We start from the raw sequence: 15,565 nt of genomic DNA, 5'->3' as shown, positions 1-15,565 counted from the left end.
TTTTTGTAAAATAAAAAAGCCAGTTCCTTTTTATGGACCTGGCTTGTTAGCATTAATATAAAGCACACTGCTACTTTCCTCCGCTGGTATGATCCAGATCAGGTCCGAAGGGTTAAAAACTCGATCGTCTTCTCTCAGCCCGCAAACAGGGCACCCCCAGTAGATATTACTCTTATTAAATTAAATTAAATTCATCATACTCCGCTGGCATTTAAAAGTAAAGGAAATTGTTCCAGTTACTTTGCTTCACATCTTTAGTTGAGGGAAAATACTAAATTGTGCGATTCTTTTTTCCAAATCTTTTTTCGCTAATTGTACAAGATACTTCTCATCTTCGTATTGAACCTGTTCCTCACAAAACCTAAATAGGTTTCGTAAGTCCTCAAATTTTAAAAGAGAAATCTCTTTTAGATTCCCATAAGCCTCCAAACACTCATTCTTATATGAATCTATAATCTGCACGCCTTTAGGGGAATATTTTTCATCAAGAATTAATAGGGAAAAATAAAAGTCTTTCTTTCCAGCGTAATCTGACCCAATATCAATATTTCGCAAAATCTGATTTCGACTATTATCATGTACTGTCTTCATGCTTATATCACTTTTATATTTCACTTCGATAAACCAAACAAAATGATCATTTTCCAGCATGACATCCACCTCAGTGGGTCCTTCTGGATTTTGAACTCCTGCTGGAGGTGTGAATTTCTTCCACAAGGAAATCTTCATGTCTTGGACAATGTCATATCGAAGTTTCCGGAATGAAGCTTGGAACAGCTTAGGAAGCCACAATTCTGGGTCAATTTTCTGCAGCGTTCGAAAAATATTCCACGTTACAGCATCTTCGCTATTTTCACTTCGAATGGCTTCAAGCTTTGGAGCGCGCATTTTCAGAAAAACACGATTATATTTATCAATGATGATGTTATCTTTATAACTGTCATAAATAAAAACGCCTGATTTTGTTAATGAGCCTTTAGGATTCATTATGAATAGCCTCCCGCACTCTTTTCTATTATTAATTCGGCTTTTTTTAAAAATATCCTTTTTAAAAAAGATAAACCCCAATGAAAACTGGGGTTTTTAAGGAATTTATTATATTTCCTGCTTTGCCAGCTCCATCAGTTCCTTCAATTCATTTGTAAACCCTTTTACGGCACGATTCTCAAGTACTGTAACCGGAACTCCTAAAAATCCGTACTTTTCCACTTCCTTTTGAAACTTTGGATTATCAGAAATATTCCTCGTTTCAAACTGAATCCCATCCTCTGTAAGTACCTTTTTCACCATCGTACATTCGATACAATCATTAGTGGTATAAACAATTACTTTTTTCCCCATTCTAATTTTCCCTTTCTAATTTTATAGAACAATCAGCACATTCTTCATTAACTACCATTATAAAACAAGTCACCATATTTCGCTCAATTCCGACACCATCAATCGATAATTGTCTTTTCCTGCGCTTTCCCGAGGAATATTTCCTTCAGGATACACTAACGTGGAGTATTTATACACCTATGTAATCAACCCAATTCTCACATCCCCAGTCATCAAAATAAGACCATAAAAACAAAAAATCCTCATACCTGCGCAATCCGGATCATCAAAACAACTTTCCCGCCAATTTGTCCACCTCAGGTGGACAAATTGGCAGGATTGTCTTTCTATGGTGCCTGACACCATTTCCCTTTTATTTCCCTAAGATGTTCCATGACGGCTTGTTTTGTGTCTGATCTTTCGAGGGCAATGTCGATTGTGGCTTTGACGTAGCCGATTTTGTCGCCGATGTCGTAGCGTTTTCCTTGGAAATTGTAGGCGAGGACGGCTTGGTGTTTGTTTAGTTCGTTGATTGCGTCGGTTAGCTGTAGTTCTTTGCCTTGTCCAATTGGAAGTCTCTCTAAGATTGCAAAGATATCCGGGTGTAAAATGTATCTGCCCATAATCGCTAAATTCGATGGGGCTTCCTCTTTTTTCGGCTTTTCTACCAGAGCTGCAATATAGTTCAAATTTGCTTCATCCATTCCCCCCCTTGGCTTAATAATCCCGTACTTATGAACATCTTCTTTCGGAACATTTTGGACCGCAACCACCGAACTTTGATAATAATCAAAAATATCCACCAGCTGCTGCAAACAAGGTGTTTCCGAGACGACAATATCATCTCCTAATAAAACGGCAAACGGCTCTTTCCCAATAAAGCTTTTGGCACATAGAATGGCATCACCTAATCCTTTAGGCTCTTTTTGACGAACATAATAGATCTTCACTAGACTTGATATTCTTTGAATTTCCTCTAAAACTTCCAACTTATTCCTCTTGAGTAATGTATCTTCCAGCTCATAGGATTTATCAAAGTGGTCCTCAATCGACCTCTTCCCTCTGCCGATAACCATAATGATTTCCTCAATCCCTGATGCAACAGCCTCTTCTACAATATACTGAATTGTTGGTTTATCAACAATTGGCAGCATTTCTTTGGGCTGCGCTTTAGTAGCAGGTAAAAAACGAGTACCGAGACCGGCTGCTGGAATAATGGCCTTTCGGACTTTCATAAACTCCCACCTTTCAACAACTCCTTACTCTCTTTTATATGCAAAAGGCCAACCCCCGGTCACGACGGAAACCTATTTCTCGCTTAATACTCAAGAATAAATGCAGGATATTTTTTCTACCAACTACGAGAATCCAGAACAAACCCCAGTTGTCAAAAAACTCCCACCATTTAAGATTGGGAGTTTTTTAGGTTTTTTAAGTTTTTGATGCAATAATGTAATGGCCGATAGACTGTTTTAATAAAATGTTTCATGATATCAGGCAGTTCTTTATTCCGTCTTGTCACCAAAGCAGTCACCATCGCCTTCTTTTCTTCCTTCGAAACATTCCACTCCTCTGGGATTAAAGTGACAATCTCTTCGATTAAAAGGATTGGAATCGTTTGTATCAGTTCCAATTGCTCATAAAATTGCTGCTCATCCTCAATAAACAAAGCCATCATTTGATGGGTAGCACTCTTTATCAAACTCATAGGGAGATTTTCAATATCTGCCTGCTCCCAGGCAAACCCTCCAAACACTTCAGCATGATCGATAATCCAAATTTTAAAAGAACGTGGCGATTCTTCACGAAGCAGAATATTTTTCCGCGTTCTATCACAATTATAAAGCCAATAATCAAATAAAATGACTCCAGCTAAAGACTGATAATTATTAATTCGGCAAATATTTGCAGCTTGATGGCCATCAAAGCAATCCGGTACAAATACGGATGCAAATTGATAGGGGGTCTTACTCATTTCTGCCAGTTCAGGAACTTGAGATGAAAATTCTTGAGGAATTTCAATAATCTTGGCAAAAGGTATGGGAAGATCTAAATAACGTCCAAGACAGTAACCAACCCATTCATTCGGTAATGATTTTTCAAACCCGGACTGAAAATATTTTACGACATAATCCTTCCCATCACTAAAAGTAATGAGATGGGCATTCGATTTTCCTTCCAGTTTTCTTTTATATGTTACAGGCTCCATCATGGTATATCCCCTTTCACCTTGTCATTCCCGCTCTTTAGGATAACCTTTTTTAGAAGCTCTACATATTGTTCAGCGACTACTTCAATCGCAAACTTCTCTTCCATTCGTTGAATCGCTGCCTTTGACATTTGACGCTGCAAAGCCGGATCATCTAGGATTGTATAAAGCTGTTTAACAGCATCATCAACATTTTGTCCGCGAAATAACAATCCTGTTTCACCATGAGCAACAATCTCATTAATTGGCATGATGTTTGAGGCAACAACAGGTACTCCGCAGATCATTGATTCTATAAAGGTATTGCCAAAGGATTCCGATTTTGTTGTCGCTAATGTACAGCCCCCTGATTGACGGATTTTAGCATAAGCATGAGGCATTTGTTGGTAAGGTATAACAGGAAACCATTTAATCATATCTTCAAGATGTTCCTTTTTCCACACATCTGCAAATTCTTCCCGCTGGACACTTTGAGCACCGCCGATTAACCAAATCTCAATATCATTTCTTTCACTTTTAATTTTCTTTGTTACTTCGACTAACATCGGCCAGTTTTTTCGTTTATCAATCCGGCCAATCCACCCAATAATTTTCTTTTCTCTAGGAAGAATTGGAACATTTGAATAATCAATTTCCTCCGGTGGCAGGGCATGGAAAAAAGAGGTATCGACCCCGTTGTAAATGACATTGATGGGAGTATCCTCAACTAATATGGAAACTAACCTTTTTTGATATTTTGAGGGGACAATGATTAGCTGCGGTTCAATCCGTTTAAAGGATTTTAAATGGGGTGATAGCTTGATTAGTTCAGGCGTACGTGCCTCTATTAATATAGGACCTTCAAATTGAGCTTTTCGAATCCATTTGTAAGCGGCTTTTGTATCAACCACAATGATTGCATCATAGGCATTCTGCTTTATAATTTTTATAATTTCTTCGTCATCCCTAGTTAAATACACTTTGGCAACATCCCGCATGATATGATGTCCGCCATGGTCTGTCGTATAAAGGAACTCCGTTTCAATGCCATGTTTTTTAAAATAAATCGCACGGTTTCGCCAGCCGGCATTTACTCCGCCAACGGTAAGTAAACGCCAGATGACAAGTACTTTCATGTTTGTATCACCTCTCATGTTGGGAACCTCCTCAGAACTTTTAAGAAATTATTTCTTTTTGCTGCCTGTATATTTTTTGCGGCCGTTCTCATCATTGTATTTCACTTTTATTTCCTTTTTAAGATCTTTATCTTTTGACTTAGATTTTGATTGCTTATATGACTTTGTACTGGACTGGCTTCTACTTTCACGGAACCCTGTATACCTGCGTGTATTTTTATTTTGATCAGACTTGGAAGATGCAACCTTAATTCCCATGCTTTCCAATTCACGCTCATCCCAATAATTATCGATTTCTTCCATTACTTTGTCTGGATCTTCACCACGAGCAAGCATTGTTTTGACCCATTCTTCTTTAAACACTTTGTGCATTAATCCTTCCATCAATAGAACGTAATTTTTTTCATCATCACGAGTTAACAGCTTATCACTTTCCGTTTTCAACGATTTCTTTTTTTCCTTTTTCTTCTCCTCGTCCGGTGTTTCATTAAGAATCAATTGGTAAATTTCCCTGGACAATTCTTCCATACGGATATAATGCAGCCATTCCTCATAAAGCTGCGGTGATAATGCTTGTACATGTGACAGAAAAATTTCCTTATTGTCATCCCCAAGCGAATTTAATAATTTTCGAGGATAAGGATACACACGGTCACGCCAAACAGTCCTTGCTACATCAATTACTTTTAAACTCCCATCCTCCTGTAAATAAATTTGCCGTTTATGATGATCAATCCGCTCATATCCAATTTCTTTAAACACGATTAACATCTTGATTAATTTATCGGATAATTCCTCTGTTAATGGCTGGGATTGCAAATATTCTCTTAGATCTACCCCTCTTACGAAATCCATTGCAATATAAAGCTTTCCTTTTGCATGAATTTTTGGAAATAGGTTCGTATGCTGTCCTAGTGACAGTGCATAATGCTCTCTGTCACAATCCTCCTGGTTCCCGAATACCTTCACACAAATATCATCTGAATAACGAAATACAGCTCCTTGACGACCTTTTCCAATCAATTTAAGTGGTGAATTATTGACTACTTCCACATCAGCATTGATTAAATTCGTAACCTTAATCTTCTTGGTCCATTTTCTCAGTTTTTCGGTATCCATAATTTTCCCCCTCTCCACATTATATGTTGGAATATAGGTATTGGTTTTAGTTGTAAATTTACAGCCAACCCTTTATTCCTACAAATCGGTTTAATTATGAAAATCCTTTCTGCCTTATATAGTAAATTCAAGTAAACAGCAGATTGTAAAGGCAAATATCCAGATTCCTCATTTGAAATAATTACTTTGTCTATTTTTTATTATATTTTCGATAGGAAATTAAGGTTCTGAACTATTACGGATCTTCAATATTTTTTTCTTAAAGGGCAGCCCATTTTTCTTTATGCAGGACAAACGTCCTCGCTTGTCCGTCGTGTTTACATATTATATTTCTTGAAGGAGCCCTATTCTGGGGGGAGAAAGGGGTGGGTGATCAATGTTTTCCGTTGCTATTTTCATGATTGTGTTAGTTTTGTTAGTTGCTTTACTTTTAGCGACAGCTCTTAATGTAAACACAATGCCATTATTAACAGCAATCCGTGCATTATTAAACTGTTAGTTTTATCTTTTCAATTAGCTCATTTACGGCCCCATTAATCCATTTCCCTAGAAGTTATTTCTTTTAGAAAAATCTTCTAGGGTAAATTTTTGTCTTTTTTATTTTTACACGGCATCCGCACACACCTATTTCGGGCAAATATCATACCTTAGACAAATAAATGATTGTAAAGAAGGAGGTAAAAACGGTGAGAAATGATAATAATGACCAAAATAAGGGAAATACAATCAACCAAGACGCCGTCATGAATTTAGCAAATAACCTGTTTAAAAATGAAAGTTCTTTTGATATCTCTTCCATAATGAGAATGGCGACGAATTTGTTGTCAAATGATGCCCTGATGAACTCTGTTCAGGCAATTTCACAGCCAAATACAGCCGCCTCCCATTCAAATAACGTAATGGGTATACCTGATCAATCTCACTCTGCTGGCAATCAAACAGAGGAAACAGGAAAAACCTTTCCTGAAAATAATCTAGTAGATCAGCTCGCTAAACTAGCAGCTTCAGCCGTATCAGCTGAGGATGTGGCGATGCAACCGGGCCCGGAAAGCAACGAGATTAACCAAACGACTAATATAGCTGCAGATAACAGCACCACAGCTCCAAATCGTTCTGAGTACTTTATCATTAGCAGTCAGCTAGAACAAATTACAAAGGACATTTTGGACATAAAGAATGAACTCCAGGCATTAAAGAAGGAAGATTTACTGGATAAAGTTAATAAAAAAGCAGGCAAAAAACAAAAAAAGAAAAAATAATTCATTTTTTCTAGTATGTAAAAAAACCTTGAAGAGTTTTAACTTTTCAAGGTTTTTTATGAAGAATAATTTTCTTCGATTTAATAATTATACGGTCACAACATTAGGCTCTACTGAGAATTCAACACTATTTCTTAATGTTTGTGAAATGAAGCAGGCTTTTTCAGCACGAACAGCTATCTCATTCAGCTTTTCTTGGGTAGCTTCAGTGTCAGCAGTTATGTAAAATACAGGCTTATGCGTAATTTGCTTGAAATGTAATTTGCCATCTATTTTCTCAACCACACACTCTGAATGAACCTCCAACTTTTCCACTTCAATTTTCCGATTACTTAGCATCGCAGCGAGAGTAATCATATAGCAGTTGTTTGATGAAGAAATGAGCAGCTGCTCCGGATTCGAGCCAATTCCTGGCCCATCCAATTCACTTGGAGCGGACACCTCAATGCTTAAATCATTCCCCAAACATATTTTCCCTTTCCCATTACGATCGCCCTGCCATGAACCTTGAACTGAAAAAAGTATACTGGTCACGTTTAAACTCCCCCTTAAATGAATGCACATCCTAATTATAATCCTTGCCAAACGAAAAAACACCGATCTACATCAGAACGGTGCTCAAAGTGAATAAGTGTCCACCCCAGAAGGACAAAGCTAGCAAAATGTCTTTTTGTGGTGCCTGACACCAAAATCAAAAATAAACTAAACCAGCTGTCCGCCTCTGAGAACCACTTGGCCATTTTTCACAACGGTATCGGTGTGGTTTACTCCATATGAGTATTGAAGTTTCATATAATTTTCAATGTTAAAAATAGTGACATCGGCTTTTTTGCCGACCTCTAAGCTGCCGATCTCACGGCCGCGATTGATGGCATGTGCAGCGTTGATGGTTGCAGCCGTAATGACTTCCGCCGGTGTCATTCCCATTTTTAAACAGCCTAAACTCATGATAAATGGCAGGGATACGGTTGGTGACGATCCTGGGTTACAGTCAGTAGACAATGCTACAGGTACCCCTAGGTCAATCATTTTCCGACCATTAGCCGATTCGGCCATTAAAAAGTAAGCCGTTCCTGGCAGCAGCACGCCGACAACTCCTTTTTCGGCCATTGCCTTCATACCTTTTTCAGAGGCTTTCAGAAGATGATCTGCGGAAATAGCACCGACCTCAGCCGCAAGTTCCGCCCCTTCATACGGTTCGATTTCATCCGCATGGATTTTGGGAATCAGCCCATGACGCTTCCCAGCTTCTAAAATCACCCGTGACTGTTCCGGCGTAAATACCCCTTTTTCACAAAAGACATCATTGAATTCCGCTAGCCCTAATTCCGCCACCTTCGGAATCATCTCTTCCACCAATAGATGAACAAATTCATCCGGTCTCTCTTTGTACTCCTTTGGGACTGCATGCGCGCCCATAAAGGTAGAAACGATATCAATCACATGCGATTCGTTCAGCTGCTTTGCTACTTCCAGCTGTTTAAGCTCAGTCTCCCAGTCCATTCCATAACCGCTTTTGGCTTCCACAGTTGTTACACCATGGCGCAAAAATTGATTTAACCTGTTATAGCTTTGCTTGTAAAGCTCCTCATGTGGTGCTGCCTTTGTCGCTCTTGTTGTCGCGTGAATCCCGCCGCCAGCATTCATGATATCCATATAAGTAGCACCTTGCAGACGCATATTGAATTCATTTTCTCGGCTCCCGGCGTGAACAATATGTGTATGTGGATCAACGAGTCCAGGAGTAACAAGCTTCCCGGCTGCATCGATAACCTCTGCTTCGGAAAGACGTCCTTCATATTTTTCCGCCAGCTCAGTGTCAGGCCCTACTGCTTGGATGACACCATCCTCTATCCACACGCTGCCATTTTCAATGATTCCAAGCTCAGACATCTCACCCTTCACACGGGGAGCATCGGAGCTCCCCTGAAGAGTGACAAGCTGAGCAGCATTTCTAATAAAAACTGCTTTACTCAAGTTACAACATCCTTTCAGTCTATTAGTCTTGCTTTAGCATCGGCATATGGATGCCCTTTTCCTTTGCTGTTTTAATCGCAAGTTCGTAGCCGGCATCTGCGTGGCGGACAACTCCCATACCAGGGTCAGTCGTTAATACACGCTGCAATCGAACTTCTGCATCCTTCGTACCATCCGCAACAATAACCATTCCCGAGTGCTGCGAATATCCCATACCGACACCGCCGCCATGATGCAGAGATACCCAGCTTGCGCCGCCAACTGCGTTAATCATCGCATTTAAAATCGGCCAGTCAGAAACAGCATCACTGCCGTCTTTCATCGACTCCGTCTCGCGGTTTGGCGAAGCAACAGAACCAGCATCTAAGTGGTCACGGCCAATAACAATTGGTGCAGACACTTCACCTGAAGCCACCAAATCATTAATGATTTTACCGAAACGTGCACGGTCACCATACCCTAACCAGCAAATTCGTGCCGGAAGTCCTTGGAAGGCGATTTTTTCCTGTGCCATTTTAACCCATTTACAAAGATGCTCATCATCTTTAAATTCGCGAAGCAATGCTTCATCAATTTTGCGGATATCCTCAGGGTCGCCTGATAGTGCTGCCCAGCGGAATGGTCCTTTTCCTTCACAGAATAACGGACGAATGTAAGCAGGAACGAAGCCAGGGAAATCGAATGCATTCTCAACTCCTTCATCCTTCGCTACCTGACGGATATTATTACCATAATCGAAAGTAACCGCACCTTTTTGCTGCATTTCAAGCATTGCCTTTACATGGATTGCCATGCTTTGCTTAGAAAGCTTTACGTATTTTTCCGGATCTGCTTTGCGTAGTTCAGCAGCTTGATCTAGGCTGAAACCAACCGGTACGTATCCGTTTAACGGGTCATGGGCTGATGTTTGGTCAGTTAATACATCAGGATTGAAGCCTTTTTCAATCATTAATGGTAAAATTTCTGCCGCATTTCCTAACAAGCCGATTGATAAAGCTTTTCCGGCTGCCTTTGCTTCATGCGCCATTTTCAATGCTTCATCTAAATCATGTGTTTTCACATCAAGGTATCTCGTTTCAATCCGGCGGTCGATTCTCCATTCATCGACCTCAATTGCAATACATACACCATCGTTCATTGTTACGGCAAGCGGCTGAGCCCCGCCCATGCCGCCAAGACCGGCAGTAAGTGTGATTGTATGTTTTAATGAACCGCTGTACTCTTGGCGGGCAAGTTCGGCAAATGTTTCATAGGTTCCTTGAACAATTCCTTGGCTGCCGATATAAATCCAGCTTCCTGCTGTCATTTGTCCATACATGATCAAACCCTTTTTATCTAGCTCGTGAAAATGCTCCCAATTGGCCCAGGCAGGGACTAAATTTGAATTAGCAAGCAATACGCGTGGGGCATCCTTGTGAGACTTCCATACTACCACTGGTTTCCCTGATTGAATTAACAATGTTTCATCCTCTTCAAGCTCTAAAAGCGTTTTCACAATTGCATCAAAAGATTCCCAGTTACGTGCAGCCTTCCCGATACCGCCGTAAACAACCAAATCCTCCGGTCTTTCGGCTACCTCTTGGTCGAGATTGTTCAATAACATACGTAGTGCTGCTTCTTGAATCCAGCCTTTCGCATGTAATTCAGTTCCTTTATAATTTTTAATAACTCTTGATTCTGATGTTTTTGTTTCCATTCTTTCCACTCCTTTTTCAATTTCAACTTGTTTTTATTATAAAATGTAAATCTTCTGAAAAAAACAGATATATAAATAGAAATCGGATAGTTTTCATAGATTAGGATAGATATTATGGATACATCATTTCCAATAAATATTAATATTTTTAGTAAATGATAATATTTTTAGATTAAAAAAGACCCCAGTTACCCGGAGCCGATTTCGTTATTCACTATATTTACTTTTTTACTGCGAAACTCTCTAGGTGACAGCCCGACAAATTCTTTAAAAATCCTGCTAAAGTAATTTGCATTTTGATAACCGGTAAGTGTTGAGATTTCTTTAATTGGTTTATTCGACTCAATTAATAACCTTTTTGCTTCTTTTATCCGAATTCGAATAAGTACATCAGTAAAGCTTGAACCCGTTTTTGACATCAAAAGGTGGCTAAAGTAAGAAGGATTTCGATCGACATAGTGCGCTACATCCTCCAGCCGTAGATCGTTTTTCCAAAAATTCGCCTCCATATAGGCTATTCCGCGTTCAATTGGATCTGGCATGAAATTGCGGATACTTGTTTCTGCACCGTGGAAAATTTTTTGTATAAATAAAACTAAATTTTGGACCGTTCGGTAAAGTACAGTGTCATATAATATGGAATTGAAAATATAACGGTACTCCTGCTCAAAACTGGCGTCTTCATCCAACTTATAGGTTTTCATATATCTTCTTACTTGAGCAAGAATACTTGTCAGCCTGATTCTTACCAGACCTGGATCTGGATAAGGATTATTTAATTGAAGAAATTCATCATAAAGCCATTTTTTGATTTTTTCAATATCCATATTTGTTAACATATCGACCCAAGTTCTCTGTTCGGGAGGTGTTAAGAAAGGATCGATATGAACCCATTCTGCTATGTATTCAGATTCCATCACCTGTTGATATCCTTTATAATAGGTAAGCTCCAGCATTTTTCTTGTTTGTAAATACTTTTGATTTAGCGAAAGCTCTGTAGAACATCCGGAATGAATGACGATGGCCAGCGGGTCCGAGAATTCCTCCTCCCAACGCCTCATGGCTTTTTGACATTGTTCCTTTATATGCTGACAATGTTGCGAAAACAAAAGAATGACCATATCACTAAGTGGAAAAACACCATGAAGGTCTTTAAAAGAAAACTCCGTTAAAAACGCTTGCAGGGTGGCTAGAGCCTCGCTGCTTTCTGTTTGGAACGCAACAATATGATAATTCTCCGTCCCGTATGACTGATCCATGAATAAAGCTTCATAAGAAAGGTCTTTGTAAGAGTTTAGGCTGTTGGTTCCGGTCGAATTGGATTTTAACCGCAGCTGACGTGCTGCCTTTTGAAAGGCGGATTTAACTTTGGCTGTTGAAAAAGGCTTGATCATTAAATCCAATGCCTGCATATCAATTGCTAAACGTGCTTTTTCAAACGTTGCCTCTGCACTGGTTAACAAGAGCACCGGCGAATAAATTTGCATCAAATCACGGAAGGACGACCAATCATTCTGGCCCACCATATCCAGCTCAAGCAGAACCACATCAGGAGATTCCCGTTCAAACAACACAACAAATTCCTGATAATCCCCCGCCAAAAAAATATTCTCCACCGAAATCGCAGATGATTTCAACAGCCACTTCAACCCTTCCCGCTCATTCAAATCACGATCCGCAATCAACCACTTACCATCCATAACGATTACTCCTTTTCCCTATCTTCCCTTCTCTTATTTTACTTCATCATAGATTTCCGCGCTATTTTGATACCACTTTGGTGCTATTTGCTGCAATTGGTGCCTCAATTTGGTGCCTGACACCTTCCGTGGACATTTGTCCTCCTGGGGTGGACACTCATGCTTTATTTCAATATCTTTGTTTTGTTCCGCTTGTTTAAACGGAATGTTTTTGCTGTGAATTGGGAAACGCTATAGGAAAATGACTAAGGGGTGATGCAGTGTGCAGAAATTATTTATTTTGTTTGTATTAATGTTCGTTTTTACGATTACGAACATTCGTGCTCATGGTAACGTCCTAGAGGACAAAATACCAGTTAGAGGGATTTATGTCCAAGCCTCCAATACCCAAGGACCGAAGTTTAATCAATTATTAGCGCTTGTCAACCAGTCCGATTTGAATGCGATGGTAATTGATATAAAGGACGATCATGGCACACTCACATTCCAGCCGGCCAATAACTCGCCCTATTACGATATTAGCAGACCCTATATTAAAGACCCAGCAAAGTTAATTCAAACATTGAACCAGCACAACATTTACCCAATAGCAAGAATAGTGGTTTTCAAAGATAATGTACTAGCGAAGTCAAACCCGGATTGGTCCTTCAAAACCCCAAAAGGGATTTGGAAAAATGGTCGCGGAGACTCATTTACGAATCCATTTGTCAAGCAGGTCTGGGACTATAATATCGGAATTGCCATCGAAGCGGCAAATATGGGGTTTAAGGAAATCCAGTTCGATTATGTAAGATTTCCAGAAAAGTTCGAGACATTTGAAACCTCTCTTACTTATACCGGGCAAACAAAAGAGAGAAGCCGTGTATCGGCCGTTACCGAATTTGTCAAAACGGCTCATGAAAGACTAAAGCCTTACGGGGTTAAAATGTCAGTCGATATTTTTGGCAATGCAACTGTTATTCCGGAGGCACGTGGGATCGGACAGAACTTTGCAGAAATTTCCCAGCATGTAGACGTCATTTCTGCCATGATTTATCCCAGTCATTGGACCAGTATTTTTGGGATAAAGAAGCCTGATTTAGAACCATATCGTCTTATTTCAGAGTATGCCAAGGTAGAGAAAGACCGCCTTAAAAAGCTGACTGCTCCACCAATTTCACGGCCATGGCTTCAAGATTTTACAGCCTCATATCTCGGTAAAGGTAATTATCAGGTCTACGGAAAAAAAGAAATCGAAGATCAAATCCGTGCCTTACACTCTCAGGGAATCAATGAATTTTTATTATGGAACGCTGAAAACAACTACACACCCAACGTCAACTATAAACCATATTAACAAAAAAAGGACCAATCCCCTATTCATGAGGTGATAGCGGTCCTATTTGTATATATTTGTAAAATCATCCGCCCCACGTGGACAAAATCCTATAGCTGTCTTTTTGTGGTGCCTGACACCAAAGTTGATCCCAATATCATTTCCTTTTCGATATGGCTGGCACGGATGCCGAATTTTGGTTTTAGCTGCCCAACGTCAATTTGTTCGTCGAGCAGTATTTTGATGGCGAGGTAGGGCATGTTGATGCCGGAAAGGCAGCTGATATGCATGCCGCCGCTCATGCGTGGGTTAATTTCTAGCAATTTGGGAATTCCTACATTATCATATTTCACTTGAATGTTAAATACATAAGGAATTTTGTATTCGAGGTGAAATTCATATGCAAGCTCAATCAACTCCCGATGATCCACCAGTTCCCGGACTCTGCCGTCTCCTTTCATTCTCGGAATAGCGGCAAAGAGCTTCTCAAAAGAACCTACACAGTCAATGCTGTATTCTCTTCCTTCAAGATACTCCATCACCATTAAATCCGGAAAAGTTTCCTGCTGGCCTAAAATGTCACAGGCATAGTTGAAAGGCATCCGAAAACTTGTGCCATGTCGGAATAGCTGATCAATTGAATCCATTTCATCTTTTATAACGCGAAATCCATTTGCCCCTTCTCCAATCACCGGCTTAAAACAAACCTTTTGCCCTTTTTCCTTTAACTCCATATAAGCCTTTTTAAAATCAAAAACATTATTGACGACCTTATACTCTGGAATGGTAAAAATCGAACCGCCTCTTTTTTTCAATAGCATTTGATATGTGACAGCCTTATTGTCCATCATTTCCATCAGCCCAGCGTCAGGGCAAACTAACACCTTAACACCCATTGCTTCAAAATCATACAATCGTTTCGATATTAAAACATTTTCCATACGCGGAACAAAAATATCAATGCCATGCATCCTGCAAAAATCAAGACAAAAATCTACGTACTCATCCCCCGTAAGATCGGGCTCTTCAAAAGCAAAATCACAATATTGTAAATAAAGCGCATCTTTATTTGGATGACTGCCATAAATAATAAATTTTCGCTGATCCTCATTATTACGTATCATTTCCATATAATGCGAAACAGTCGTAAACCATCTGTTAAACCAAATCTTCATTTAAATATCCTCTTTCATGTTATAGTTATTTAATTTCCACTATGTTCCAGTTGGAAAAATATTATATCATGAAAATATTTAAATTCAAATTTGTTGTTTACATAATTCATATTATGTATACTAATTTCTAAAAAAAAAGACAGTGAATAACAAGGCTATTTTATATAGGAAAACAATTTTCTCAAAAAGAACTTAAACAACCTTGTCCTTTAACCAGTCCATTGCCTGATTCTCAGATATCCCTTTTATTAGACCTAATTCACTGATGAAAAACTTCCGAGCGGTCTCCAGCATTTGCTTTTCGCTTTGATTAAGTGCTTTATTACTGTTTATACGCATTAAATCACGTACAACCTCAGCTCCGTCTTTAAAATTTCCGGTTCTCAATTTTTCCGAGTTAATTTTGTATCTTTCCTTCATAGAAAGAGTACTATCGGTTTGTCCGTGTTGGATAATATTTAAGACTTTTTCAAGTGTAGGACTATCTGAAACTAATCGAATACGGGCTTTTTTTTCTTTTCCAACAGGAATCATAACCCGCATTTTAGTGCTTGGTATTCTTATAACATAATAATTTCGTTTCTCACCTAATACTTCCTTTTCTTCAATAGCTTCAACAACGCCAGCGCCCTGCATTGGATAAACAATGTAATCACCAACTTGAAACAACTAAAAACACC

General features: G+C 39.3%; 15 protein-coding genes and 1 riboswitch. Of the genes, 3 read left to right on the top strand and 12 right to left on the bottom strand.

Translation table 11 applies throughout. The annotated features are described in order from the left end of the window. Positions 1–58: 58 nt before the first annotated feature. Positions 59–168: riboswitch (TPP riboswitch) on the bottom strand. 78 nt (positions 169–246) lie between these two features. The 6 genes from IE222_RS02080 to IE222_RS02055 all read right to left on the bottom strand — a co-directional run bounded on the left by IE222_RS02080 (position 247) and on the right by IE222_RS02055 (position 5,763). Beyond that, a complete protein-coding gene (locus IE222_RS02080) occupies positions 247–987 on the bottom strand; it encodes a hypothetical protein (protein ID WP_191269190.1) in 741 nt (246 codons plus the stop codon). A 108-nt stretch (positions 988–1,095) separates the two neighbouring features. Beyond that, positions 1,096–1,341 (bottom strand): glutaredoxin family protein, encoded by a 246-nt coding sequence (locus IE222_RS02075; RefSeq protein ID WP_191269188.1) that lies wholly within the window; start codon positions 1,339–1,341, stop codon positions 1,096–1,098. Positions 1,342–1,667: 326 nt separating this feature from the next. Further along, the gene (gene galU / locus IE222_RS02070; RefSeq protein ID WP_191269186.1) at positions 1,668–2,555 is read right to left on the bottom strand and encodes a UTP--glucose-1-phosphate uridylyltransferase GalU; all 888 of its coding nucleotides are present in this window, start codon (positions 2,553–2,555) and stop codon (positions 1,668–1,670) included. A 170-nt stretch (positions 2,556–2,725) separates the two neighbouring features. Beyond that, positions 2,726–3,532 (bottom strand): HipA family kinase, encoded by an 807-nt coding sequence (locus IE222_RS02065; protein WP_191269184.1) that lies wholly within the window; start codon positions 3,530–3,532, stop codon positions 2,726–2,728. Next, positions 3,529–4,662, bottom strand: a complete 1,134-nt coding sequence (locus IE222_RS02060; protein WP_308435574.1) for a glycosyltransferase family 4 protein — start codon at positions 4,660–4,662, stop codon at positions 3,529–3,531. The genes IE222_RS02065 and IE222_RS02060 overlap by 4 nt, the downstream gene beginning before the upstream one ends. A gap of 30 nt (positions 4,663–4,692) precedes the next feature. Further along, the gene (locus IE222_RS02055; protein WP_191269183.1) at positions 4,693–5,763 is read right to left on the bottom strand and encodes a serine/threonine-protein kinase; all 1,071 of its coding nucleotides are present in this window, start codon (positions 5,761–5,763) and stop codon (positions 4,693–4,695) included. A gap of 376 nt (positions 5,764–6,139) precedes the next feature. Here IE222_RS02055 and IE222_RS26675 point away from each other — a divergent pair, with 376 nt between their 5' ends. Both IE222_RS26675 and IE222_RS02050 read left to right on the top strand, forming a co-directional pair. Further along, positions 6,140–6,262, top strand: a complete 123-nt coding sequence (locus IE222_RS26675; RefSeq protein WP_275671420.1) for a hypothetical protein — start codon at positions 6,140–6,142, stop codon at positions 6,260–6,262. A 187-nt stretch (positions 6,263–6,449) separates the two neighbouring features. After that, complete coding sequence (locus IE222_RS02050) at positions 6,450–7,022, top strand: hypothetical protein (RefSeq protein WP_191269181.1); 573 nt, start codon at positions 6,450–6,452, stop codon at positions 7,020–7,022. Positions 7,023–7,109: 87 nt separating this feature from the next. On the opposite strand, the gene IE222_RS02045 is transcribed toward IE222_RS02050, so the two are convergent. The 4 genes from IE222_RS02045 to IE222_RS02030 all read right to left on the bottom strand — a co-directional run bounded on the left by IE222_RS02045 (position 7,110) and on the right by IE222_RS02030 (position 12,395). Next, positions 7,110–7,556, bottom strand: a complete 447-nt coding sequence (locus tag IE222_RS02045; protein ID WP_191269179.1) for an OsmC family protein — start codon at positions 7,554–7,556, stop codon at positions 7,110–7,112. Positions 7,557–7,724: 168 nt separating this feature from the next. Continuing rightward, positions 7,725–8,999, bottom strand: coding sequence for an imidazolonepropionase (gene hutI, locus IE222_RS02040; RefSeq protein WP_191269177.1), 1,275 nt, complete (start codon positions 8,997–8,999; stop codon positions 7,725–7,727). A 22-nt stretch (positions 9,000–9,021) separates the two neighbouring features. Further along, the gene (gene hutU, locus IE222_RS02035; RefSeq protein WP_191269175.1) at positions 9,022–10,695 is read right to left on the bottom strand and encodes a urocanate hydratase; all 1,674 of its coding nucleotides are present in this window, start codon (positions 10,693–10,695) and stop codon (positions 9,022–9,024) included. A gap of 188 nt (positions 10,696–10,883) precedes the next feature. Beyond that, positions 10,884–12,395 (bottom strand): helix-turn-helix domain-containing protein, encoded by a 1,512-nt coding sequence (locus IE222_RS02030; protein ID WP_191269173.1) that lies wholly within the window; start codon positions 12,393–12,395, stop codon positions 10,884–10,886. 262 nt (positions 12,396–12,657) lie between these two features. On the opposite strand from IE222_RS02030, the gene IE222_RS02025 reads away from it, so the two are divergent. Next, a complete protein-coding gene (locus tag IE222_RS02025; protein WP_223282545.1) occupies positions 12,658–13,731 on the top strand; it encodes a putative glycoside hydrolase in 1,074 nt (357 codons plus the stop codon). 89 nt (positions 13,732–13,820) lie between these two features. Here IE222_RS02025 and IE222_RS02020 read toward each other — a convergent pair whose 3' ends face one another. Further along, a complete protein-coding gene (locus IE222_RS02020; protein ID WP_191269171.1) occupies positions 13,821–14,885 on the bottom strand; it encodes an ATP-grasp domain-containing protein in 1,065 nt (354 codons plus the stop codon). Positions 14,886–15,077: 192 nt separating this feature from the next. Beyond that, the gene (locus IE222_RS02015; RefSeq protein ID WP_191269169.1) at positions 15,078–15,554 is read right to left on the bottom strand and encodes a CarD family transcriptional regulator; all 477 of its coding nucleotides are present in this window, start codon (positions 15,552–15,554) and stop codon (positions 15,078–15,080) included. Between the last annotated feature and the right edge of the window lie 11 nt (positions 15,555–15,565).

Source organism: Neobacillus kokaensis (assembly GCF_014656545.1).
In the GTDB taxonomy this organism is placed as follows: Bacteria; Bacillota; Bacilli; order Bacillales; family Cytobacillaceae; genus Neobacillus; species Neobacillus kokaensis.
Note: the sequence above shows the minus strand (reverse complement) of the source record. Positions and strands in the feature narration are given on the sequence as shown.